This is a genomic window from Pseudomonas sp. TZ252 (assembly GCF_056110345.1).
Window position 1 is genome coordinate 1,613,710 of sequence record NZ_CM148566.1, and the last position, 22,151, is coordinate 1,635,860.

Consider the following 22,151-nt stretch of genomic DNA (forward strand, 5'->3'; position numbering starts at 1 on the left):
CATCCCTCTTTTCCGACGACCAGCCCAGCCATGCCCAACTCCATCTCCAATTCCTCCCGCCTGCACAGCATCGACGCCCTGCGCGGCCTGGTGATGCTGTTCATGCTGCTCGACCATGTCCGCGAGACCTTTTTCCTGCACCGCCAGGTCGGCGACCCGATGGACGTCGCCAGCACCGAGCCGGCGCTGTTCCTCAGCCGTACCCTGGCGCACCTGTGCGCGCCGGTGTTCGTCTTCCTCACCGGCCTGTCGGCATTCCTCTACGGCGAGAAGCACCAGGGACGCCGGGCGGTCTCGGCGTTCCTGTTCAAGCGCGGGTTGTTCCTGGTGGCGCTGGAACTGACCCTGGTGAACTTCGCCTGGACCTTCCAGTTGCCGCCGACGGTGATCTACCTCCAGGTGATCTGGGCGATCGGCCTGAGCATGCTCGCCCTGGCCGCCCTGCTCTGGTTGCCGCGCCCTCTGCTCGCGGCGCTCGGCGTGCTGCTGGTGGCCGGCCACAACCTGCTCGATCCGCTGCATTTCGCTCCCGGCTCGGCCTGGCACCTGCCGTGGGCGGTGCTCCACGACCGCGGCTGGATCGAAGCGGGCGACGCCCTGCGCCTGCGCACCTCCTACCCCCTGCTGCCGTGGATCGGTGTGATCGCCCTGGGCTATGCCGCAGGCAACTGGTTCAGCGGCGCCACGCCGGCAACCACGCGCCGACGCTACCTCCTGGCGGGCGGTGGCGGGCTGCTGCTCGGCTTCATCCTGCTGCGCCTGCTCAACGGCTATGGCGAGAAACCCTGGGCCTTCGGCGAGACGCCGGCGATCACCCTGATGGGCTTCTTCAACGTCACCAAGTATCCGCCGTCGCTGCTGTTCCTCGCCCTCACCCTGGGAATCGGCCTGCTGCTCCTGGCCTGGTTCGAACGCCTGGACTGGAGCGGTCGCGGCAAGGCCCTGGTGGCGTTCGGCGGAGCGCCGATGTTCTTCTACCTGCTGCATCTCTACCTACTGAAGCTGCTGTACCTGCTGGCGCTGGCGATCTGGGGCGCCAACCGGGGCGACTACTTCGGTTTCTCCTCGGTGCCGGCGCTATGGCTGTGCAGCATCCTGCTGGCCGTGACGCTGTACCCGGCGGTGCACTGGTTCGCCGGTTTCAAGGCGCGGCGGCGGGATATCGCCTGGTTGAAATACTTCTGAGGCGCGGAGCATCCAGGAGCCGCTGGAAACGTCCGGCCCTTCCCCCCACGGGTAGGACGAATGCTGCGAAGCGTTATCCGCCGGACACAGCAGGCAACCACGCCGACGTCCACCGCCGGCAGGGAAGTAGAAATGAAGGGTTGCGCGGAACTCCCAGACAACGGAAACGAAACGGCCGGCGGGCGCCTCGCGCCCGCCGGCCATTGCCTGGTTCGCTTCCCGTCGCCGACGGGCTAGCCAGTCAGGACAGGTACGCCGAGCGGGTCAGCCCCAGGCGCAGCGCATCCAGGTACTGGTTGCGCTCGCGGGCGGTGAGCTTGGCCCCGGCGACCTTGTCGCGGTAGAGGGTCATCAGTTCCTCCGGCGACAGGTGCACGTAGCGCAGCATGTCCTCGATGGTGTCGTGGGTCTCGATGCCGGCGTGATAGATGCCGCCGTCTGCGCGCTGGTAGACGTTCACCGAGTCGGTGTCGCCGAACAGGTTGTGCATGTCGCCGAGGATCTCCTGGTAGGCGCCGACCAGGAACACCCCGATCAGGTAGTCCTCGCCCTCCTTCACCTCGTGCACCGGCAGGCTGGTCTCGATGCTCTGCTCGTCGACGTACTGGGTGATCTTGCCGTCGGAGTCGCAGGTCAGGTCCTGCAGTACCGCGCGCCGATCCGGCTCCTCGCCCAGGCGGTGCAGCGGCAGGATCGGCAGCACCTGGCCGATGGCCCAGGTATCCGGCAGGCTCTGGAACACCGAGAAGTTGCAGATGTACTTGTCGGCGAGCTTGTCGTTGAGTTCGTCGAGGACCTGCCGGTGGGAGCGCTGGCGGGCCTTGAGCTGGTTGTGCAGGCGCCGGCAGATAGCGAAGTAGCACTGCTCGGCGAGGGCTTTCTGCGCCAGGCTGATCTTGCCGTCGGCATACTGCGCGGCGGCGTCGCCGATGTAGTGGGTGGCGCGCCAGTAGGTCTCGGTGACCATCTCGGCATCGGTCGGGCCGAGCAGTTCGGCCAGCCAGCGAACGATCTCCGGCTGCTCGTCGAGATCGACGATCTTCGGCACGTCGTCGTTGTGCCGCTCGACGTCGGTGACCTGGGTGATCAGCACCGCATGGTGCGCGGTCAGCGCCCGGCCGCTCTCCGAGAAGATGTGCGGATGCGGCAGGCCCTGGGCGTCGCAGAACTCCTTGAGCATGCCGACCACCACGCCGGCATAGTCATCGATGTCGTAGTTGATCGAGCTGGCGTTGCGCGAATGGGTGCCGTCGTAGTCGACGCCGAGGCCGCCGCCAACGTCGATGTGATCCACCGGCAGGCCGAGCGCGCGCAGCTCGCCGTAGTAGCGGATGGCTTCCTTGAAGCCGTGCTGGTAGTCGGCCAGGTTGGCGATCTGCGAGCCCATGTGGAAATGCAGCAGGCGCACGCCCTGGTCGAGACCGGCCTGGCGGAAGCGCTCGACCACCGACAGGAGCTGGGCGGCGGAAAGGCCGAACTTGGCCTTCTCGCCACCGGTGTCTGCCCACTTCGACGAAGCCAGCGAGGACAGCCGCACGCGCAGGCCGACCTGGGGCTGCACGCCGACGTTGGCGGCCTCCTCGATCACCAGCTGCACCTCGGATTCCTTCTCGATCACGATGAACACGTTGTGCCCGAGCTTCTGCCCCATCAGCGCCAGCTTGATGAACTCGCGGTCCTTGTAGCCGTTGCAGACGATGGTGCCGCCCTTCGGGGCCAGCGCCAGCACCGCCATGAGTTCCGGCTTGGAGCCTGCCTCCAGGCCGATGGAGACGTTCTCGGTGGCGATGATGTTCTCCACCACCGCTTCCTGCTGGTTGACCTTGATCGGATACAGCGCGGTATAGCGGTTCTGGTATTCGAGGCGCTCGATGTTCGCGTCGAAGGCGCCGGTGAGCTTGCGCACGCGGTCCTGCAGGATATCCGGGAAGCGCACCAGCAGCGGCAGGCTCAGGCCCGCCTCGCGCAGTTGGCCGACCAGCTCGTAGAGATCGATGGGCGTCGAGTCGGCACCCTGCGGACGCACTTCGACATTGCCGCCATCGTTGATGGCGAAATAACCCGCACCCCAGTGGCGGATGCCGTATACGCCGCGGCTGTCGGCCACGGTCCAGTTGCTGCCATCGTCTTTGCGAGTCCGTCGAGCGGCCATGCGCGGTGATCTCCTCAATGTTCGGGGTCGGGCGGGCGCCGGGATCTCCGGATGGCCCTGGGCCGGCACGCCTGTGGTGGAGGCTAGCCGGAGGATGTGACGTTGCCGTGTTGACCGCCACACTGGGCGGTAGTTTAGGAAAGCCGAGGAAATCCGCTCATGCGGGTATCCGCAGTCTCCCATCTAGGGAAAGGGCTGGTGCGGCCTTCGCGGTGCCGGACCTGCCCGCTCTCTGCAGGGGAGAACGCGGTCAGCCGCCGGACTTCTTCGCCTTGAAACCGCGCTTGAGGAGTTCGTCGATCAGCAGTTCGACATGCTCGCCCTGGATCTCCACCACGCCGTCCTTGAGACTGCCGCCGGTGCCGCAGCGCCGCTTCAGCGCGCTGGCCAGCTCCTTGAGCGCATCGCCGGCGAGCGGCAGGCCACTGATGGTGGTCACCGTCTTGCCGCCGCGGCCCTTGGTCTCGCGGCGCACGCGCGCGATCCCGTCGCCGACAGGCGCTACGGCCTGCCCGCAGATGCAGGCGTCTTTGGGTTGCTGGCAGTCCGGGCAATGCCGGCCGCCATCCGTGGAATACACCAGCCCGCCGAGGGCGGACAGGGACGAAGCTTTTTTGACCACCGGGCGTTTCCCCCAGAATGGCCTCGACGGGCCAGGTCAACAACGATGGCCGGCGGGAGCCGACCGCGACGCCCCACTCAGGCAGGGGCTGCGCAGGGGCGGCATGGGGACCGCCCGAAAAGGTCGCGCAATTTAGCAGCATTGCGAGCAAATGCTAAGAGCGAAAATGCGCCATTGATCGGTGAAATGGCGACATCCGCGGCTCAGGCGTCCAGGTACAGGCGCAACGCCTGCAGGGAATCGGGGCAGTATGGCAAGCTGCGAGCCTCCTCCAGCGCCAGTTCGGGACGGATGAAGCGGGCCTCGGAGATTTCCTCCGCCTGCAGGCGCAAGGGCGCATCGGAGACGGCGGAAAACACCGCGCACCAGAGCCGGTTGCCCGGTTCGTCGAAGAAGAAGCGACCATGTTCGCGCAGGACCGCGTCGCGGATTCCCAGCTCTTCCTCCAGTTCGCGGGCGGCGGAGTCGGCGTAGGGCTCGCCGGCCTGGACCATGCCGCCGGCGGCGAGGTCCCAGTACCCGGGATAGACCGCCTTGCTCAGGGTCCGGCGCTGCACGCACAGCTCGCCGGCGGAGTTGAACAGCAGGATGAAGGTGCCGCGACCGATCAGCCCGCGCTCGCGCAGCTCCGCGCGCGGCAGGCTACCGAGCGGGCGGTCCTGCTCGTCGACCCAGGCGATGAGTTCGGCGTCGGAGGCGGCCCGGTGGGCCACCTCTTCGGCGCTGATCGGCGCGGCCATGGGTCAGCCCTGGGAAAGCAGCTGGCGCAGGTCGATCACCGCGGCGTTGGCGCGGGAAATGTAGTTGGCCATCACCAGCGAGTGGTTGGCCAGGATGCCGTAGCCGCTGCCGTTCAGCACCATCGGGCTCCACAACGGCTCCTGCGCGGCCTCCAGTTCGCGGATGATCTGCCGCACGCTGACCGTGGCGTTCTTCTTCGCCAGCACGTCGGCGAAGTCGACCTCGATGGCGCGCAGCAGGTGCGACAGCGCCCAGGCCTGGCCCCGGGCCTCGTAGAAGACGTTGTCGATCTGCAGCCAGGGGGTTTCCTGGACCACTTCCTCGACCTTGGGCGCCTCGCCCGGCTGTACCTCTTCGGGGTTCTTGATGTTGGTGTTCAGCTTGACCCGGCCGACGCTCGCCGACAGGCGCTGGGACAGCGAGCCCAGGCGGGTGGCGACGTCGCCCAGCCAGTTGTTCAGGTTGTCGGCACGGGCATAGAACTGCGCGTTGGGCTGGTTCGGGTCGGACAGGCGAGCCAGGTAGCGGTCCAGCGACTTGATGCCTTCCTGGTACTCCGACTCGGACGCCGGCAGCGCCCAGCTCTTGTTGTCGAAGTTGAAACGCGGCTCGGCGCGAGCCAGGTCGGCGTCCTCGGTGGACTGCGACTGCGAACGGGCGAAATCCTTGCGCAGCGCCCGGCTGATGTCGCGCACCTGGACCAGCACGCCATACTCCCAGCTGGGCATGTTGTCCATCCAGATGCCCGGCGGGAAGATGTCGTTGGAGATGTAGCCACCCGGCTTGGTCAGCAGGGTATCGACTACTTCCTTGAGGGTCTCCACCGTGGTGTAGCCGGTGACCATCTGCCGCCCGGCGCGCTCGGCGGCGGCCTGGGCGTCCTGCTGCACGGGGAACAGGTCGGGTTCCTGGCTCCAGTACCAGCCGACCAGCATCGCCACCAGCAGGTAGATGCCCAGCAGGCCTCCCACCACGCGCACCAGCCAGGGGCCGCCGAAGTAGGTACGCACATCATCCACGGAATTGTCCACGCGATCGCGCATGGTCCCACGACGCTTCTTCCAGTCCAGCATGGCAAGGGTCCTTAAAACAGCTCGATAGATGGGGGATTGGACCATGGCGAACGCGTTCCGTGCCAAGCGCCAACCCTTCCAGGACGCCGAAAACCTCGGCATCGTCGGCTTTCAGCGTAGTGGAAGCCGGTTTTGTGCCGGAATGCTCAGTGAGAATTTTCCGAAACAGGCATAAGCATGCCGTAGTCCGTCGCACAAAGGCACCCACCAACAGGTGGGGATGACATTTGGAAAAGAAAAGGCTCCTCTCGTCAGCCGCCCAACGGCCGCTGGCTTTCATGGCGATAGATGATAGCATAGAGCCATCATTCGCAGCGACGCTCTGCCGCGAAGACCACGAAAGAAGCGCGTCATGATGACCGAGCACGATGACCCGACCCTGGACCGCCTGAAGCACCACTTCGCCCAGCGAGTGATCAACCAGGCGCGCCAGGTTCTGGAGGTCTGGCAACGCCTGACCCGCGCGGAGTGGAACAGCGACGGCATGGAAGAACTGGCCGACGCCACCCTGCGCCTGCAGCGCTACGCCGAACGCTTCGAGCAAGCCGAGCATGCCCAGTTGGCCGGTGCCATCGACCGTACCCTGGACGTCGTCGAGGCCAACCGCGGCCGGCTTTCCAGCGAGTCGATCAGCGAACTCAACCAGTTGATGCAGCGCCTGTCGCGCACCGGCCTGCGGCATGGCGACCAGCTCGAGCACACCGTCCTGCCGCCGTTGCGCAAACCGGTCTACCTGGCACTGAAGGACCGCGAACGCGCCGAGCGCCTGGCCCAGCAACTGGAGTTCTTCGGTCTGCAGGCGCTGAGCTGCGAGACCGCCGACGCCTTCCGCGCCAGCATGCGCGAACGCTACCCGGCGGCGATCGTCATGGAAGTCGACTTCGCCGGCCCCGACATGGGCCTGCGACTGGCCAGCGAGGCCCAGGCCGGCCTCGAACACAAGCTGCCGGTGCTGTTCTTCAGCGACAGCGAGACCGACACACCGACCCGCCTGGCCGCGGCCCGCGCCGGCGGCCAGGAATTCTTCACCGGCACCCTGGACGCCTCCAGCGTGCTGGAAAAGATCGAGACCCTCAGCCGCCTGAGCTTCTACGAGCCCTACCGGGTACTGATCGTCGACGACTCCCGGGCCCAGGCGCTGCACACCGAGATGGTCCTCAACAGCGCCGGGATCATCACCCGCGCACTCACCGAGCCACTGTCGGTGATGGCCGAGCTGAGCGACTTCCAGCCCGACCTGATCATCCTCGACATGTACATGCCCGAATGCCTGGGCACCGAATTGGCCAAGGTGATCCGCCAGCACGAGCGCCACGTCAGCGTGCCGATCATCTACCTGTCCGCCGAGGACGACCTGGACAAGCAGCTGGACGCCATGAGCGAAGGCGGCGACGACTTCCTCACCAAGCCGATCCGCCCGCGCCACCTGATCGCCACCGTGCGCACCCGCGCCAGCCGCGCGCGCAGCCTGAAGGCGCGGATGGTGCGCGACAGCCTGACCGGCCTGTACAACCACACCCATACCCTGCAACTGCTCGAGGACGCCCGTCTGCGCGCACGTCGCGATGGCCGTCCGCTGAGCTTCGCGATGCTCGACATCGACCACTTCAAGCAGGTCAACGACCGTTTCGGCCACCCCATGGGCGACCGGGTGATCAAGGGCCTGGCGCTGTTCCTCAAGCAACGCCTGCGCAAGACCGACCACATCGGCCGCTATGGCGGCGAAGAGTTCGCCGTGGTCCTTCCGGACACCGACCTGGACGCCGCGCGCCTGGTGCTCGACGAGATTCGCCAGCGCTTCGCCGAGATCCACTACCCGGCGCAACCGACCGACCTGCGCTGCACCTTCAGTTGCGGCATCGCCGAGCTGACCCCGGACCTCGATATCAAGAGCATGGCCAAGCAGGCCGACGAAGCGCTGTACCGGGCCAAGCACGGCGGGCGCAACCGGATCGAGGTATATCGTCCCGACGCTCGATAATGGCCTTTTGTCATCAGTCGGTAACCGAACGGAAATAACCTGCGGTCTCGCCGTTCCGTAGTCGGACGAGACTCGCCATGCGCCTCAAGCAACTCACCAACCTCAACACCCTGCTCCTGCTCACCGTCTGCCTCGCCCTGGGAATCACCCTGTGGTGGTCGCAACGCGCCATGGAGCGGCCCTTCCAGTTGCTCGACCAGTACCTGGAGCTGTCGCAGCGCTTCGACGAACAGGTCGCGCGCAACATCCGCCAGTACCTCGGCAGCGGCGACGCCGTGCGCCAGCAGGCCGCGCTGCAAGCCCTGGAAAGCCTCGCCGAGGCCTTGCCGGAGCTACCGCCGGACCTCGCCCGGACCCTCGCGCCAAGCCTCGCGGAGTTGCGCGAATTCAGCGCCGGCGACCTGCTCGCCGCCGGCAAGCTCGCCGGCGACCCGCAGGGCCTGCTGCTACAGGCCGAGCGCGACCTCACCGGCAACCTGGAACAATGGTCCGCCTACCTGGACGCCGCGGCGGGGCAGCCCCAGGCCGGCGCCTACCGCACCCCGCTGCTGCTCGCCAGCCTGCACCTGACCCGCCTCAGCCTGGCCCGCGCCAAGCTGGTGGAAAGCGCCAACCCGGCCCTGGCCGGCGACGTCGAGCGCGAATTGGCCAACCTGCGCGAGCAGGCCGGGCGGATCGAGGCCTTGCCGCTGCTCGGCGTGCTCGACGAGCAACGCTCGGCCAGCGACGACTTCGCCGCCATGATGGGGCTGGCCGGCGACGCCGAGGCTGGCGCCGGCAATGCCGAAGACCGCGGCGTGGCGCTGCGGCGCGAACTCGCCAGCCTGCTGCAACGCTATCCGGACGAGTTGCGCCGCACCCGCGACCTGATCGAGCGTCGCCAGCAACTGTCCGCCGACACCGGCGCCAGACTGGACGCGGTGCGCCAGGCCCTGGCCACCCTGGAACCGCAGGTGCGCGGCGAACGCCAGCGCCTGCAAGGCCAGGTACGCCTGATCCAGGGTGGGATGATCGCCCTGATCCTGCTCATCGCCCTCGCCATCGACAGCCTGCAAAGACGCCTGGCGCGGGTCCTCGGGCAACTGGTGCCGGCGCTCTCGGCCTGGGCCGACGGCGACTTCTCGCGCCCCATATCCCTGCGTACCCGCACCGAGGACCTGCGCAACCTGGAAGATTCGCTGAACCGCCTGCGCAGCTTCCTCGCCGAGCTGGTCGGCGCGATCCACCGCCGCGCCGAACAGGTCGCCGGCAGCAGCCAGACCCTGGCCGAGGTCAGCAGCGGCCTGCACGCCGGGGTCGAGCGCCAGGCCGGCGATACCGGGCAGATCCGCGACGCCCTCGGCGACATGGAAGCGGCGATCCAGCAGGTCGCCGGAGACGCCAGCCAGACCGCCGACGCCAGTCGCAGCGCAGGCCAGGCAGTGGAGCATGGCCAGCGGGTGATCGGCGAGAGCCTGGGCGGCCTGCGCGAGCTGGTCGACGAGGTGCAAGGCAACGCCCAGTCGATCGAGCGCCTGGCCGAGGAGTCGGCGACCATCGGCAGCGTGCTGACGGTGATCCGCTCGATCGCCGAACAGACCAACCTGCTCGCCCTCAATGCCGCCATCGAGGCCGCCCGCGCCGGCGACCAGGGCCGCGGCTTCGCCGTGGTCGCCGAGGAAGTCCGCTCGCTGGCCCAGCGCACCGCCGGCGCCACCGAGGAGATCCAGCAGCTCATCGGCCGCCTGCAACAGGCCGCGCGGCAATCGGTGGAGGCCATGCGCAGCCAGGTCGAGCATGCCGAACGCACCGCCGAACAGGCCGGCGCGGCGGAAGGCGCGCTGGACGAAGTGGTCGCCGCGATCCATACCATCGGCGTGATGGCCGAACGCATCGCCGAAGGCTCGACCCAGCAGAGCCAGGCGGTCGGCGAGATTCGCTCGCACAGCGAACGCATCCACGCCCTGGGCGGGGAAAACCTGCGGCTGATCGGCCATAGCCGCGAACAGGGCGAGCAACTGCGGCAACTGGGCGGCGACCTGCGCACCACGGTGCAGGCCTTCCGCCTGTGACCCTGCGGCGACGTGCCGCAAGGCGCCAGAGGAACCGTCTGGCTTCGGACCGGTCGGATACCGCTCAGCGGAACCGGGGCAGGACCTGATCAGCCGCACGGGGCTCGATCGGGCCCGGCTTTCCGCTATCATTCCGGCTTTTGATCCGACGAGATATCCATGCGCCGCCTGCTGACCCTGATCCTCCTGCTGGTCGCCCTGCCCGCCGGCGCGGGCCTGTTCGACAGCCGTCCCGGCGCCTCCCTCGGCGGCGGCCTCGATGGCGGCGACTTCCTCAAGGTCGACCAGGCGTTCAAGCCCAGCGTCGAGCGCAGCGACGCGCAGCACGTGCTGCTGCGCTTCGTCAACGCCGAGGGCTACTACCTCTACCGCCACCGCTTCCAGTTCAAGGTCGAGCCAGCCCAGGTCAGCCTCGGCCAGGTGCAGCTGCCGGCGGGCAAGCAGCACCACGACGAGTACTTCGGCGATACCGAGGTCTACTACAACATCGTCGACCTGAAGATTCCCCTGAACAACCCGGCCCGGCAGCCCTATACCCTCGTGGTGACGTACCAGGGCTGCGCCGACAAGGGCCTCTGCTACCCCCCGGAAACCAGGCGCTTCGACATCGACGGCGGTGCCGCGACGCCAGCCGCGAGCGACGCGGCCGGCAAGGGCCCGCTCGAGCACAAGGGCAAGCGCAGCCTGCTGTTCTTCTTCCTCGCCGGCCTGACCCTGACCTTCACCCCCTGCGTGCTGCCGATGCTGCCGATCCTCTCCGGAGTGGTCCTGCGCGGCCGGCCGGGCGGTGGTCGCGGCTTCGTCCTGTCGCTCGCCTACGTGCTGCCGATGGCGCTCTGCTTCGCCCTGCTCGGCGCGCTGATGGGCATGTTCGGCGCCAGCCTCAATCTCCAGGCGCAATTGCAGTCGCCCTGGGTACTGGTGCCATTCGCGGCGTTCTTCGCGCTGTTCGCCGTGGCCATGTTCGGCTTCTTCGAGCTGCGCCTGCCCGGCTTCATCCGCGAACCGCTCGACCGCCTGGCCGGCGATGCGCGCGGCGGCTCGATCCTCGGCGCGGCCACCCTCGGCGTGCTTTCCAGCCTGCTGGTCTCGCCCTGCGTCTCCGCCCCGCTGGCCGCCTCGCTGCTCTATATCAGCGCCAGCGGCGATGCCTGGGGGGGCGGCCTGCAACTGTTCGCCCTCGGCCTGGGCATGGGTACGCCGCTGGTGGTGTTCGGCGCCGGCGGCGGCGCCCTGCTGCCCAAGAGCGGAGCCTGGATGAACGGCGTGCGCAACGCCTTCGGCGTGCTGTTGCTGGCGGTCGCCGTGTGGCTGCTGGAGCGGGTGGTGTCCGGCCCGGTGGCGCTGATGCTCTGGGGCATGCTCGCCGGCGGCGCCGGCCTGGCCCTGGGCGCCCTCGAATTCACCCCGAAGAGCGCCGCACGCCGCCTGCTGCAACTGCTTGGCCTGATGTTCCTGACCTACGCGGTGGCCGCCTGGATCGGCGCCCTGCAGGGCGAGTCGGACCCGATCCATCCGCTGGGCCGCTCGGTGCCGTCGATCCATGCCGGGCCGCCGAGCACGCCCGGCGAATGGCAGAACCTGACCACCCCGGCGCAGTTGGACGCCGCCCTGGCCGAGGCACGTCAGGCCGGCAAGCCGGTGCTGCTGGACTGGTATGCGGACTGGTGCATCAGTTGCAAGGTCATCGAGCGCCAGGTTCTCACCGATCCCACGGTGCAGGCACGACTGCCGGCCTACCGCCTGCTGCGCTTCGACATCACCGAAAGCAACCCGGCCCAGCGCGGCCTGCTGGACCGCTACAACCTGTTCGGTCCGCCGGCGATCCTGTTCTTCGCCCCGGGCGGTGACGAATGGAGCGACTTGCGCGTCATCGGAGAGATCGACGCCGCCGGGCTCGCCGAACGACTGCGCCGGGCCGCTACCCGGCAGTGACATGCGCTGACATACTTCTGCCGCAATTGCCGGTCAACATGCGGCGATCTACTGCAATCTAACAGTGACTGGACAGTCATACGGAAATTCCGGCATAGTGCCCGCTTGCCGTTTGCAGCCTGTACAGGACAATCAACAAGACAATGGCGACCCTCCTCGTATTGCACGGGCCGAATCTGAACCTGCTGGGCACCCGCGAGCCCGGCACCTACGGTTCGACCACCCTCGGGCAGATCAACCAGGACCTCGAGCGCCGCGCCCGCGAAGCCGGCCACCACCTGCTGCATCTGCAAAGCAACGCCGAATACGAACTGATCGACCGGATCCATGCCGCACGCGACGAAGGCGTGGACTTCATCATCATCAATCCGGCGGCATTCACCCATACCAGCGTCGCGTTACGTGACGCGCTGCTTGCGGTGAGCATCCCATTCATCGAAGTGCACCTGTCGAACGTGCACAAACGTGAACCTTTCCGGCATCACTCCTACTTCTCCGACGTGGCGGTAGGGGTGATCTGCGGTCTCGGCGCCACAGGCTACCGCCTGGCCCTGGAATCCGCCCTTGAACAACTTCAACGCCCCTGACCTCACTGGGAGTGCTAGCGCTAATGGACATTCGTAAAGTCAAGAAACTGATCGAGCTGCTGGAAGAGTCCGGTATCGACGAGCTGGAAATCCGCGAAGGCGAAGAGTCGGTACGCATCAGCCGCCACAGCAAGACCGCCGCCCAGCCGGTGTACGCACAGGCTCCGGCCTTCGCCGCGCCGGCGCCGGCGCCGGCAGCCGCCGCTCCGGCCGCCGCTGCCGCGGAAAGCGCCCCGGCCGCGCCGAAGCTGAACGGCAACGTGGTTCGCTCGCCGATGGTCGGCACCTTCTACCGCGCCGCCTCGCCGACCTCGGCCAACTTCGTCGAAGTCGGCCAGAGCGTGAAGAAAGGCGACATCCTGTGCATCGTCGAAGCCATGAAGATGATGAACCACATCGAAGCCGAAGTTAGCGGCACCATCGAGTCGATCCTGGTGGAGAACGGCCAGCCGGTTGAGTTCGACCAGCCGCTGTTCACCATCGTCTAAGCCGCGGGGAACCTGCGATGTTGGAAAAAGTGCTGATCGCCAACCGCGGCGAAATCGCCTTGCGCATCCTTCGCGCATGCAAGGAGCTGGGGATCAAGACGGTGGCGGTACACTCCACCGCCGACCGCGAGTTGATGCACCTGTCGCTCGCCGACGAATCGGTGTGCATCGGTCCGGCCCCGGCCACCCAGTCGTACCTGCAGATCCCGGCGATCATCGCCGCGGCCGAGGTCACCGGCGCCACCGCGATCCACCCCGGCTACGGCTTCCTCGCCGAGAACGCCGACTTCGCCGAGCAGATCGAACGCTCCGGCTTCACCTTCGTCGGCCCGACCGCCGAGGTGATCCGCCTGATGGGCGACAAGGTCTCGGCCAAGGACGCCATGAAGCGCGCCGGCGTCCCCACCGTGCCGGGCTCCGACGGCCCGCTGCCGGAAGATGAAGAAACCGCCCTGGCGATCGCCCGCGAGGTCGGCTACCCGGTGATCATCAAGGCCGCCGGCGGCGGCGGTGGTCGCGGCATGCGCGTGGTCTACGACGAATCCGAGCTGATCAAGTCGGCCAAGCTGACCCGCACCGAGGCCGGCGCGGCGTTCGGCAACCCGATGGTCTACCTGGAGAAGTTCCTGACCAACCCGCGCCACGTGGAAGTCCAGGTGCTTTCCGACGGCCAGGGCAACGCCATCCACCTCGGCGACCGCGACTGCTCCCTGCAGCGCCGCCACCAGAAGGTGATCGAAGAGGCGCCGGCCCCCGGCATCGACGAGAAGGCTCGCCAGGAAGTCTTCGCCCGCTGCGTCCAGGCCTGCATCGAGATCGGCTACCGCGGCGCCGGCACCTTCGAGTTCCTCTACGAGAACGGCCGCTTCTACTTCATCGAGATGAACACTCGCGTGCAGGTGGAGCACCCGGTATCTGAGATGGTCACCGGTGTCGACATCGTCAAGGAGATGCTGCGCATCGCCTCCGGCGAGAAGCTCTCGATCCGCCAGGAGGACGTGGTCATCCGCGGCCATGCGCTGGAATGCCGGATCAACGCCGAAGACCCGAAGACCTTCATGCCCAGCCCGGGCAAGGTCAAGCACTTCCACGCCCCCGGCGGCAACGGCGTGCGCGTCGACTCGCACCTCTACAGCGGCTACAGCGTGCCGCCGAACTACGACTCGCTGGTCGGCAAGGTCATCACCTACGGTGCCGACCGCGACGAGGCGCTGGCGCGGATGCGCAATGCCCTGGACGAGTTGATCGTCGACGGTATCAAGACCAATACCGAACTGCACAAGGACCTGGTGCGCGACGCCGCCTTCTGCAAGGGCGGGGTGAACATCCATTACCTGGAGAAGAAACTGGGTATGGACAAGCACTGATCCGTCAGTCGCTGCGCACAAGGGCTGCCTCCGGGCGGCCCTTGTCGTTTCCGCCTGCCGGCCGCCCCAACGGTGCTATCCTCGTCGCCCCTCCACCACCGGACTCCTGCATGGAACGCATCCGCCGCTGGTACCGCCAATCGCTGGCCGCCGCGACCGAGGCCGCGACCTGCTTCGCCCTGGGTTTCAGGGAAAGCCTGCAACCCGCCGCACTCTTCCGCTCCGCGAGCCTGTGCATTCTCGTCAGCGTGCTGTGCACCTGGCTGTTCGTGCATTTCTTCGAACCGATCATCCGCCTCTGCGGCTGGGCCGCGCTGTACACGGCATTCAGCGTGGCCAACTTCGCCCTGATCCCCAGCGGCTCGCTGATCGAGGCCGGCAGCGGTGGCCCGTACTTCGATCCGCTGGCGGCCTTCAACGGCCTGGCGGGACTGGCGCAACTGGCGTTCTATTTCGTCGGCTATGCCGCGCTGTTCTTCGTCGTCCTGTACGCCGCCAGCATCGTCTTCGGCATCCGCCTGGGCCTGCGCATCGGCCTGCTCGGACAACTGAAGGAACAGGTCCGCCAACGCTACCCGCGACTGGCACCTGCCTCCGGCGAAAGGATCTCGCTGTGGCGTGCCGCCGGCTTCCGCCTGGCACCCTGGCTGGGCGTTTCCGGATCGATCCTGGTCGGCCTGCTGGTTCCGCTCTACAACGGTGTACTCCTGCTGCTGGCGCTGGCCTACCTGAACATCCGCTTCCTGCTGCCCGCCACGCTGGCCGGGCTGGCCGATGCCGGCGAGCAGCTCGCCGTACTTCGTGCTCGCCGCGGCAGCCTGTTGCTGTTCGGCCTGCTGATACTGCTCCTGGCGCTGGTGCCGCTGCTCAACCTGCTGCTGCCGGCGGTGCTCGGCGGCGGTACCTGCCACCTGGCCAATCGCGGCCTGGCGCAACTGCGCGGCGAGGCCACGGCAGAGAGTGGCAGCGCCGGCTAGCCTCAAGTAAGCTTGCGCGGTGGAAAACGGGTCGCCCCTGGGCGGCCCGTTTCGTTTACAGCCGCAACAGAGGTCGCCCCATGCCCTGGTTACAAGTTCGCCTGGCCATCACCCCGGAACAGGCCGAAACCTACGAAGACGCCCTGCTCGAAGTCGGCGCCGTCTCCGTGACCTTCATGGACGCCGAAGACCAGCCGATCTTCGAGCCGGACCTCGGCACCACCCCGCTGTGGTCGCGCACCCACCTGCTGGCGCTGTTCGAAGCGGACACCGACGAGACCGCCCTGCTCGCCCACCTCGCCTTGCTTACCGGCGGCGACCTGCCCGAGCACCATGTCGAGGAAATCGCCGACCAGGATTGGGAACGCAGCTGGATGGACAACTTCCAGCCGATGCGTTTCGGCCGCCGCCTGTGGATCGTGCCGAGCTGGCACGCCGCCCCCGAGCCGGACGCGGTCAACCTGCTGCTCGATCCGGGCCTGGCCTTCGGCACCGGCACCCACCCGACCACCGCGCTGTGCCTGGAATGGCTCGACGGCCAGGAACTGGCCGGCCGGCAGGTGCTCGACTTCGGTTGCGGCTCGGGAATCCTCGCCATCGCCGCGCTGCTGCTCGGCGCCGAACGGGCGGTCGGCACCGACATCGATCCACAGGCCCTGGAAGCCTCGCGCGACAATGCCTCGCGCAACGGTATCGAGCCCGCGCGGTTCCCTGTCTACCTGCCGGCGGACCTGCCGCAGCGACAGGCCGACGTGCTGGTCGCCAATATCCTCGCCGGCCCGCTGGTTTCCCTCGCCCCGCAACTGACCGGCCTGGTACGTCCCGGCGGCCTGCTGGCGCTGTCCGGCATCCTCGCCGAGCAGGCCGCGGAGGTCCGCGCGGCCTACTCCGCACACTTCGATCTCGACCCGACCGCCGAGCGCGAAGGCTGGATCCGCATCAGCGGCCGCCGCCGCGCCGATTGATGGCGCGCCGCCAGCCACCACTGATCCCGCCCCACTGCCTTCGTGCAAGAAGCTTGGGGTAGACTAGCCGCCGGATTTTCCCTACGGATCGCCGCATGAGCGAAAGCGTCATCACCCAATGTCCCCATTGCAGCACCAGTTTCCGCGTCAACGACGCGCAACTGGGCGCCGCCAATGGCGCGGTCCGCTGCGGCACCTGCCTGAAAGTCTTCAACGCCCTGCAACACCAGGTCGGTGGCGCGCCGCGCGCGAACGCTCCTTCGGCAGCCGAAGCGAAGCCGGCCGCCGCTCCGCCACCCGCGCCCAGCGTCGCGGCCGCCACCTCGGCCGCGCCCCCGGCAGCGCGCCCGCGCGACGAAACCCTGTGGATCCATGACGACCTCGACCTGGACAGCCTCAACCTCGACGAGGAACTGGCCAAGCTCGACGAATTCGAGCTGAACCAGGAATTCTCCAGCATCGAGAAGGCCCCGCGACCGGCGGAAAGCCTGCTGGCGCGCCGCGACGACGAACGCGATCCACATGACGAACGCTGGGCCGAGGCGCTGATCGCCGATGCCGAACCGGCCCAGCCGGCGCGCGGCAATCCGCGCCAGGAACCGAGCCTCGGCGAACCGCTGGCGGAAGAGCGGGTATCCTTCGTGCCGCTGCGCCGCGCCGAGGATCCGCCGGAACTTCGCCTCAGCCTCGATGACGACAATGACGACGAGCCCAGCCTCGGCAAGCGCCGCCACGGCCTGAGCGCCCTGGATGAAGACGACGAGGAAAGCGCCGAGGAACAGTCCGTCGCGCCCCTGGGCAGCGCCCGCAAACCGGACGAGGCGCCGGTCGAGAGTCTCGACCAGTTGCGCGACGAGCCGCTGCAACTGGCCTGGGAGAAGCCCCGGCGCCAATGGCCGCGGCGTCTCGGCTGGCTGCTGCTGATCCTGCTGGCGCTGGGCGGTCTCGCCGCTCAGTACATCGCCTACCATTTCGACGAACTGGCGCGCCAGGACGCCTATCGCCCCTGGTTCGCCCAGCTCTGCCCGGAAATCGGCTGCACCCTTCCCTCCAAGGTCGACGTGGAGCAGATCAGGAGCAGCAACCTGGTGGTCCGCAGCCATCCCGAATTCAGCGGCGCGCTGGTGGTCGACGCGATCATCTACAATCGCGCCAGCTTCTCGCAGCCGTTCCCGCTGCTGGAACTGCGCTTCGCCGACCTCAACGGCCACCTCATCGCCAATCGCCGCTTCAAGCCCGGCGAGTACCTCGGCGGCGAGCTGGCCGGACGAACGGAAATGCCACCGCAGGTACCGATCCACGTGTCGCTGGACATCCTCGACCCGGGTCCGAAGGCGGTGAACTACAGCCTGAGCTTCCATTCCCCGGAGTGACCGGAAAGACCTCGCCGGTCGCCGCCAGGCCGCTACGCCCACCCGCTCGCGCGGAGCGCCAGGCGCAAGTGCCGCTCGTCTTCCAACTGTAAGAACTAAGGAATCGGCTGTTCAGAATTTATCCAAAACAGCCTTTATCCGGTCATCCAGAGCGGGTATCATGCCCTCCCTTTTTTCGCAGCACCGCAAGACAGGGAAGCCCCATGTCGGTGGTACGCATCGGCCCATATACACTGCCCAACAGACTGATCCTCGCGCCGATGGCCGGGGTGACCGATCGTCCGTTCCGTCAGCTTTGCCGTCGCCTTGGCGCCGGGATGGTGGTATCGGAGATGGTGACCAGCGACGTCCGCCTGTGGAACAGCCGCAAGTCGCGCCTGCGCCTGATCCACGATGGCGAGGACGAGCCGCGCTCGGTGCAGATCGCCGGCGGCGATCCGGCCATGCTGGCCGAGGCCGCGCAGCGCAATGTGGAACTCGGTGCGCAGATCATCGACATCAACATGGGCTGCCCGGCGAAGAAGGTATGCAACAAGGCAGCGGGGTCCGCCCTGCTGCGGGACGAGGCGCTGGTCGCCGAGATCCTCGATGCCGTGGTCAGGGCGGTCGACGTACCGGTCACCCTGAAGATCCGGACCGGCTGGGACCGGGACAACCGTAACGGCGTCACCGTCGCGAAGCTCGCCGAACAGGCGGGGATCCAGGCTCTTGCGGTGCATGGCCGGACCCGCGCCGACCTGTACACCGGGGAGGCGGAGTACGAGACCATCGCGGCGATCAAGCAGGCCGTGTCGATACCGGTGTTCGCCAATGGCGACATCGATTCGCCGGAGAAGGCCAGGAAAGTCATCGAGCAGACCGGGGTGGATGCCCTGCTGATCGGTCGGGCCGCCCAGGGAAGACCGTGGATTTTCCGCGAGATCGACCATTACCTGCGGACCGGCGAGCACCTGCCGGCGGCGCCGCTTCCCGAAGTGCAGAGCATCCTGCTCGAACACCTCGCGGAGCTGCACCTTTTTTATGGGGAAGAAATGGGTGTGCGGATCGCCCGCAAGCATGTGGGGTGGTATCTCGCGACTCTGCCGGGCGCAAGGGAATTCCGCGCCCAGTTCAATCGTTTGCAGGACACGGATGCGCAGTGCGCCAGCGTCAGGCAGTTCTTCGCCGAGCGCCAGAACAACGGAACAGGGGTGGCCGCATGACAACGATGACGACCGAGACTTTAGTGAGTGGAACAACGCCCGTGAGCGACAACGCCAACCTGAAACAGCACCTCACCACGCCGACGCAAGAAGGGCAGACCCTGCGCGACAGCGTGGAGAAGGCATTGCACAACTACTTCGCCCACCTCGAAGGGCAGCCGGTCACGGACGTTTACAACATGGTGCTCTGCGAAGTCGAAGCGCCGCTGCTGGAAACCGTCATGAACCACGTCAAGGGGAACCAGACCAAGGCCTCCGAGCTGCTCGGCCTGAACCGCGGGACCCTGCGCAAGAAACTCAAGCAATACGACCTTCTTTAAGAGCGGCGGCGGGCTCCGGCCAAGGGCGCGCGTCCCGGCCGGCACCCGCGGCCGGAAGCCAGCCCTCAGGACCCTTGCAATGACCGACCAAACCACCCGCCTGCCCATCCGCCGCGCGCTGATCAGCGTTTCCGACAAGACCGGCGTCGTCGACTTCGCCCGTGAGCTGGTCGCCCTCGGCGTGGAAATCCTTTCCACCGGCGGCACCTACAAGCTGCTCCGGGACAACGGCATCTCTGCCGTGGAAGTGGCCGACTACACCGGCTTCCCGGAAATGATGGACGGTCGGGTGAAGACCCTGCACCCGAAGGTGCATGGCGGTATCCTCGGTCGCCGCGACCTGGACGGCGCGGTCATGGAGCAGCACGGCATCAAGCCGATCGACCTGGTGGCGGTCAACCTGTATCCCTTCGAGGCCACGGTGGCCAGGCCCGACTGCGACCTGCCTACCGCCATCGAGAACATCGATATCGGCGGGCCGACCATGGTCCGTTCGGCGGCGAAGAACCACAAGGATGTCGCCATCGTGGTCAATGCCGGCGACTACGCCGCCGTGATCGAATCCCTCAAGGCCGGCGGCCTGACCTACGCCCAGCGTTTCGACCTGGCCCTCAAGGCGTTCGAGCACACCTCCGCCTACGACGGCATGATCGCCAACTACCTGGGTACCATCGACCAGACCCGCGATACCCTAGGCACCGCCGACCGCGGCGCCTTCCCGCGCACCTTCAACAGTCAGTTCGTCAAGGCCCAGGAAATGCGCTACGGCGAGAACCCGCACCAGAGCGCGGCGTTCTACGTCGAGGCGAAGAAGGGCGAGGCCAGCGTCTCCACCGCCATCCAGTTGCAGGGCAAGGAACTGTCGTTCAACAACGTCGCCGACACCGACGCCGCCCTGGAATGCGTGAAGAGCTTCCTCAAGCCGGCCTGCGTGATCGTCAAGCATGCCAACCCCTGCGGCGTCGCCGTGGTGCCGGAAGACGAAGGCGGCATCCGCAAGGCCTACGACCTGGCCTACGCCACCGATAGCGAATCGGCGTTCGGCGGCATCATCGCCTTCAACCGCGAGCTGGACGGCGAAACCGCCAAGGCCATCGTCGAGCGCCAGTTCGTCGAGGTGATCATCGCGCCGAAGATTTCCGCCGCCGCCCGCGAGGTGGTCGCCGCCAAGGCCAACGTACGCCTGCTCGAATGCGGCGAATGGCCAGCCGAGCGCGCCCCGGGCTGGGACTTCAAGCGGGTCAACGGCGGCCTGCTGGTACAGAGCCGCGACATCGGCATGATCAAGGCCGAGGACCTGAAGATCGTCACTCGCCGCGCGCCCACCGAGCAGGAGATCCACGACCTGATCTTCGCCTGGAAGGTGGCCAAGTTCGTCAAGTCCAACGCCATCGTCTACGCCAGGAACCGCCAGACCGTCGGCGTCGGCGCCGGCCAGATGAGCCGGGTCAACTCCGCACGGATCGCCGCGATCAAGGCCGAGCACGCCGGCCTGGAAGTGAAAGGCGCGGTGATGGCTTCCGACGCCTTCTTCCCGTTCCGCGACGGCATCGACAACGCGGCCAAGGCCGGCATCACCGCGGTGATCCAGCCGGGCGGCTCGATGCGCGACAACGAAGTGATCGCGGCGGCCGACGAGGCGGATATCGCGATGGTGTTCACTGGCATGCGCCATTTCCGCCATTGAGTATCACGGCGGCTGAGCGCGATGCGGCCAGCCGCCCTACCCACGAATTTCACGCAGGGCGGATAACGCGGCGCGTTACCCGCCGTTGCGCCAGGAGAACCCCATGAACGTACTCATCATCGGCAGCGGCGGTCGTGAACATGCCCTGGCCTGGAAAGTCGCCCAGGACCCGCGCGTGGCGAAGGTCTTCGTCGCCCCGGGCAATGCCGGCACCGCCACCGAAGCCAAGTGCGAGAACGTCGCCATCGACGTGCTGGCCCTGGAGCAACTGGCCGACTTCGCCGCGAAGAACGTCCAGTTGACCATCGTCGGTCCCGAGGCGCCGCTGGTGGCAGGCGTGGTCGACCTGTTCCGCGAGCGCGGCCTGGATATCTTCGGCCCGACCGCCGGCGCCGCCCAGCTGGAAGGCTCGAAGGCCTTCACCAAGGACTTCCTCGCCCGCCACCGGATCCCCACCGCCGCCTATCGCAACTTCACCGAGGTCGAGCCGGCCCTGGCCTACCTGCACGAGCAGGGCGCGCCCATCGTCATCAAGGCCGATGGCCTGGCCGCGGGCAAGGGCGTGATCGTCGCCATGAACCTGGACGAAGCCGAAGCCGCCGTGCGCGACATGCTCGCCGGCAATGCCTTCGGCGACGCCGGCTCGCGCGTGGTGATCGAGGAGTTCCTTGATGGCGAGGAGGCCAGCTTCATCGTCATGGTCGACGGCCAGAACGTGCTGCCGATGGCCACCAGCCAGGACCACAAGCGCGTCGGCGATGGCGACAGCGGGCCGAACACCGGCGGCATGGGCGCCTACTCGCCGGCCCCGGTGGTCACCGCCGAGGTCCACCAGCGGGTGCTGGACGAAGTGATCTACCCGACCGTGCGCGGCATGGCCGAGGAAGGCAACGTCTATACCGGCTTCCTCTATGCCGGCCTGATGATCGACAAGAGCGGCGCGCCCAAGGTCATCGAATTCAACTGCCGCTTCGGCGATCCGGAAACCCAGCCGATCATGGTCCGCCTGGAGTCCTCCCTGGTCCTGCTGGTCGAGGCCGCCCTGGCCAAGGCGCTGGACAAGGTCGAGGCGACCTGGGACCCGCGTCCGACCGTGGGCGTGGTACTGGCCGCCGGCGGCTATCCGGGCGACTACGCCAAGGGCGAGGTCATCGAAGGCCTGGCCGAGGCCGCCGCGCTGGACGGCAAGGTGTTCCACGCCGGCACCGCGCTGAAGGATGGCCAGGTGGTCACCTCCGGCGGCCGCGTGCTCTGTGCCACCGCCATCGGCGAGAGCGTGTCCGCCGCCCAGCAACAGGCCTATCGCCTGGCCGAGAAGATCCGCTGGAACGGCTGCTTCTACCGCAAGGACATCGGCTACCGTGCCATCGCCCGCGAGCGCGGCGAGTCCTGACCGGGCCCGAAGCCGCGGGCGCCGCACGGCGCTTCCGCGGCCTATGCCGTTG

Annotated in this window: 18 protein-coding genes; 14 read left to right on the top strand and 4 right to left on the bottom strand. The window is 67.3% G+C overall.

Translation table 11 applies throughout. From position 1 onward, the window contains the following. The first annotated feature begins 30 nt into the window (after positions 1–30). On the top strand, positions 31–1,185 hold the full coding sequence (locus tag ACYAF3_RS07500) for an acetyltransferase domain-containing protein (protein WP_003116101.1): 1,155 nt from the start codon (positions 31–33) through the stop codon (positions 1,183–1,185). Positions 1,186–1,426: 241 nt separating this feature from the next. Here the strand turns inward: ACYAF3_RS07500 and speA are convergent, their stop codons facing one another. The 4 genes from speA to ACYAF3_RS07520 all read right to left on the bottom strand — a co-directional run bounded on the left by speA (position 1,427) and on the right by ACYAF3_RS07520 (position 5,773). Beyond that, the gene (gene speA / locus ACYAF3_RS07505) at positions 1,427–3,337 is read right to left on the bottom strand and encodes an arginine decarboxylase (RefSeq protein WP_003121112.1); all 1,911 of its coding nucleotides are present in this window, start codon (positions 3,335–3,337) and stop codon (positions 1,427–1,429) included. A 250-nt stretch (positions 3,338–3,587) separates the two neighbouring features. Continuing rightward, complete coding sequence (locus ACYAF3_RS07510; RefSeq protein WP_003106225.1) at positions 3,588–3,959, bottom strand: translation initiation factor Sui1; 372 nt, start codon at positions 3,957–3,959, stop codon at positions 3,588–3,590. Between the two features lie 203 nt (positions 3,960–4,162). Beyond that, on the bottom strand, positions 4,163–4,699 hold the full coding sequence (locus ACYAF3_RS07515; RefSeq protein WP_003095369.1) for an NUDIX hydrolase: 537 nt from the start codon (positions 4,697–4,699) through the stop codon (positions 4,163–4,165). A gap of 3 nt (positions 4,700–4,702) precedes the next feature. After that, a complete protein-coding gene (locus ACYAF3_RS07520) occupies positions 4,703–5,773 on the bottom strand; it encodes a DUF2333 family protein (protein WP_003106226.1) in 1,071 nt (356 codons plus the stop codon). Between the two features lie 352 nt (positions 5,774–6,125). On the opposite strand from ACYAF3_RS07520, the gene gcbA reads away from it, so the two are divergent. From gcbA to purD, 13 genes are all read left to right on the top strand, one after another. Then, complete coding sequence (gcbA, locus tag ACYAF3_RS07525; RefSeq protein ID WP_003106227.1) at positions 6,126–7,754, top strand: diguanylate cyclase GcbA; 1,629 nt, start codon at positions 6,126–6,128, stop codon at positions 7,752–7,754. 77 nt (positions 7,755–7,831) lie between these two features. Further along, positions 7,832–9,805, top strand: a complete 1,974-nt coding sequence (gene ctpL, locus ACYAF3_RS07530; RefSeq protein ID WP_003112328.1) for a methyl-accepting chemotaxis protein CtpL — start codon at positions 7,832–7,834, stop codon at positions 9,803–9,805. Positions 9,806–9,964: 159 nt separating this feature from the next. Further along, a complete protein-coding gene (locus ACYAF3_RS07535) occupies positions 9,965–11,740 on the top strand; it encodes a protein-disulfide reductase DsbD (RefSeq protein WP_023130337.1) in 1,776 nt (591 codons plus the stop codon). 143 nt (positions 11,741–11,883) lie between these two features. Beyond that, positions 11,884–12,327: a type II 3-dehydroquinate dehydratase gene (gene aroQ, locus ACYAF3_RS07540; RefSeq protein WP_003095385.1), complete on the top strand. Its 444-nt coding sequence runs from the start codon at positions 11,884–11,886 to the stop codon at positions 12,325–12,327. Positions 12,328–12,350: 23 nt separating this feature from the next. Then, on the top strand, positions 12,351–12,815 hold the full coding sequence (gene accB, locus ACYAF3_RS07545) for an acetyl-CoA carboxylase biotin carboxyl carrier protein (RefSeq protein ID WP_003123531.1): 465 nt from the start codon (positions 12,351–12,353) through the stop codon (positions 12,813–12,815). A 17-nt stretch (positions 12,816–12,832) separates the two neighbouring features. Then, positions 12,833–14,182 (top strand): acetyl-CoA carboxylase biotin carboxylase subunit, encoded by a 1,350-nt coding sequence (accC, locus tag ACYAF3_RS07550; RefSeq protein ID WP_003095391.1) that lies wholly within the window; start codon positions 12,833–12,835, stop codon positions 14,180–14,182. Positions 14,183–14,292: 110 nt separating this feature from the next. Then, a complete protein-coding gene (locus tag ACYAF3_RS07555; RefSeq protein ID WP_004347772.1) occupies positions 14,293–15,159 on the top strand; it encodes an EI24 domain-containing protein in 867 nt (288 codons plus the stop codon). Positions 15,160–15,239: 80 nt separating this feature from the next. Continuing rightward, positions 15,240–16,124, top strand: coding sequence for a 50S ribosomal protein L11 methyltransferase (gene prmA / locus ACYAF3_RS07560; RefSeq protein WP_003107506.1), 885 nt, complete (start codon positions 15,240–15,242; stop codon positions 16,122–16,124). 95 nt (positions 16,125–16,219) lie between these two features. Continuing rightward, a complete protein-coding gene (locus ACYAF3_RS07565) occupies positions 16,220–17,497 on the top strand; it encodes a DUF3426 domain-containing protein (protein WP_046638600.1) in 1,278 nt (425 codons plus the stop codon). A 203-nt stretch (positions 17,498–17,700) separates the two neighbouring features. Further along, the gene (gene dusB, locus ACYAF3_RS07570; protein ID WP_003095402.1) at positions 17,701–18,699 is read left to right on the top strand and encodes a tRNA dihydrouridine synthase DusB; all 999 of its coding nucleotides are present in this window, start codon (positions 17,701–17,703) and stop codon (positions 18,697–18,699) included. Then, on the top strand, positions 18,696–19,019 hold the full coding sequence (fis, locus tag ACYAF3_RS07575) for a DNA-binding transcriptional regulator Fis (protein WP_003121116.1): 324 nt from the start codon (positions 18,696–18,698) through the stop codon (positions 19,017–19,019). Before dusB ends, fis begins: the two co-directional genes overlap by 4 nt. A 79-nt stretch (positions 19,020–19,098) precedes the next feature. After that, positions 19,099–20,706 carry a bifunctional phosphoribosylaminoimidazolecarboxamide formyltransferase/IMP cyclohydrolase gene (purH, locus tag ACYAF3_RS07580; protein WP_003105151.1) on the top strand — a complete coding sequence of 536 codons (1,608 nt, stop codon included), beginning with the start codon at positions 19,099–19,101 and terminating at the stop codon, positions 20,704–20,706. A 103-nt stretch (positions 20,707–20,809) separates the two neighbouring features. Then, entirely contained in the window at positions 20,810–22,099 is a 1,290-nt protein-coding gene (gene purD / locus ACYAF3_RS07585) for a phosphoribosylamine--glycine ligase (RefSeq protein ID WP_003105150.1), read from the top strand. The last annotated feature ends 52 nt before the right edge of the window (positions 22,100–22,151 follow it).

What these genes read in the sequence shown, in the direction of transcription:
- dusB (WP_003095402.1), top strand. Translation starts at nt 17,701, where the DNA reads ATGTCGGTGGTACGCATCGGCCCATATACACTGCCCAACAGACTGATC.
- purD (WP_003105150.1), top strand. Translation starts at nt 20,810, where the DNA reads ATGAACGTACTCATCATCGGCAGCGGCGGTCGTGAACATGCCCTGGCC.
- gcbA (WP_003106227.1), top strand. Translation starts at nt 6,126, where the DNA reads ATGATGACCGAGCACGATGACCCGACCCTGGACCGCCTGAAGCACCAC.
- ctpL (WP_003112328.1), top strand. Translation starts at nt 7,832, where the DNA reads ATGCGCCTCAAGCAACTCACCAACCTCAACACCCTGCTCCTGCTCACC.
- ACYAF3_RS07520 (WP_003106226.1), bottom strand. Translation starts at nt 5,773, where the DNA reads ATGCTGGACTGGAAGAAGCGTCGTGGGACCATGCGCGATCGCGTGGAC.
- ACYAF3_RS07555 (WP_004347772.1), top strand. Translation starts at nt 14,293, where the DNA reads ATGGAACGCATCCGCCGCTGGTACCGCCAATCGCTGGCCGCCGCGACC.
- speA (WP_003121112.1), bottom strand. Translation starts at nt 3,337, where the DNA reads ATGGCCGCTCGACGGACTCGCAAAGACGATGGCAGCAACTGGACCGTG.
- aroQ (WP_003095385.1), top strand. Translation starts at nt 11,884, where the DNA reads ATGGCGACCCTCCTCGTATTGCACGGGCCGAATCTGAACCTGCTGGGC.
- purH (WP_003105151.1), top strand. Translation starts at nt 19,099, where the DNA reads ATGACCGACCAAACCACCCGCCTGCCCATCCGCCGCGCGCTGATCAGC.
- prmA (WP_003107506.1), top strand. Translation starts at nt 15,240, where the DNA reads ATGCCCTGGTTACAAGTTCGCCTGGCCATCACCCCGGAACAGGCCGAA.
- ACYAF3_RS07535 (WP_023130337.1), top strand. Translation starts at nt 9,965, where the DNA reads ATGCGCCGCCTGCTGACCCTGATCCTCCTGCTGGTCGCCCTGCCCGCC.
- ACYAF3_RS07565 (WP_046638600.1), top strand. Translation starts at nt 16,220, where the DNA reads ATGAGCGAAAGCGTCATCACCCAATGTCCCCATTGCAGCACCAGTTTC.
- accB (WP_003123531.1), top strand. Translation starts at nt 12,351, where the DNA reads ATGGACATTCGTAAAGTCAAGAAACTGATCGAGCTGCTGGAAGAGTCC.
- ACYAF3_RS07500 (WP_003116101.1), top strand. Translation starts at nt 31, where the DNA reads ATGCCCAACTCCATCTCCAATTCCTCCCGCCTGCACAGCATCGACGCC.
- accC (WP_003095391.1), top strand. Translation starts at nt 12,833, where the DNA reads ATGTTGGAAAAAGTGCTGATCGCCAACCGCGGCGAAATCGCCTTGCGC.
- ACYAF3_RS07515 (WP_003095369.1), bottom strand. Translation starts at nt 4,699, where the DNA reads ATGGCCGCGCCGATCAGCGCCGAAGAGGTGGCCCACCGGGCCGCCTCC.
- fis (WP_003121116.1), top strand. Translation starts at nt 18,696, where the DNA reads ATGACAACGATGACGACCGAGACTTTAGTGAGTGGAACAACGCCCGTG.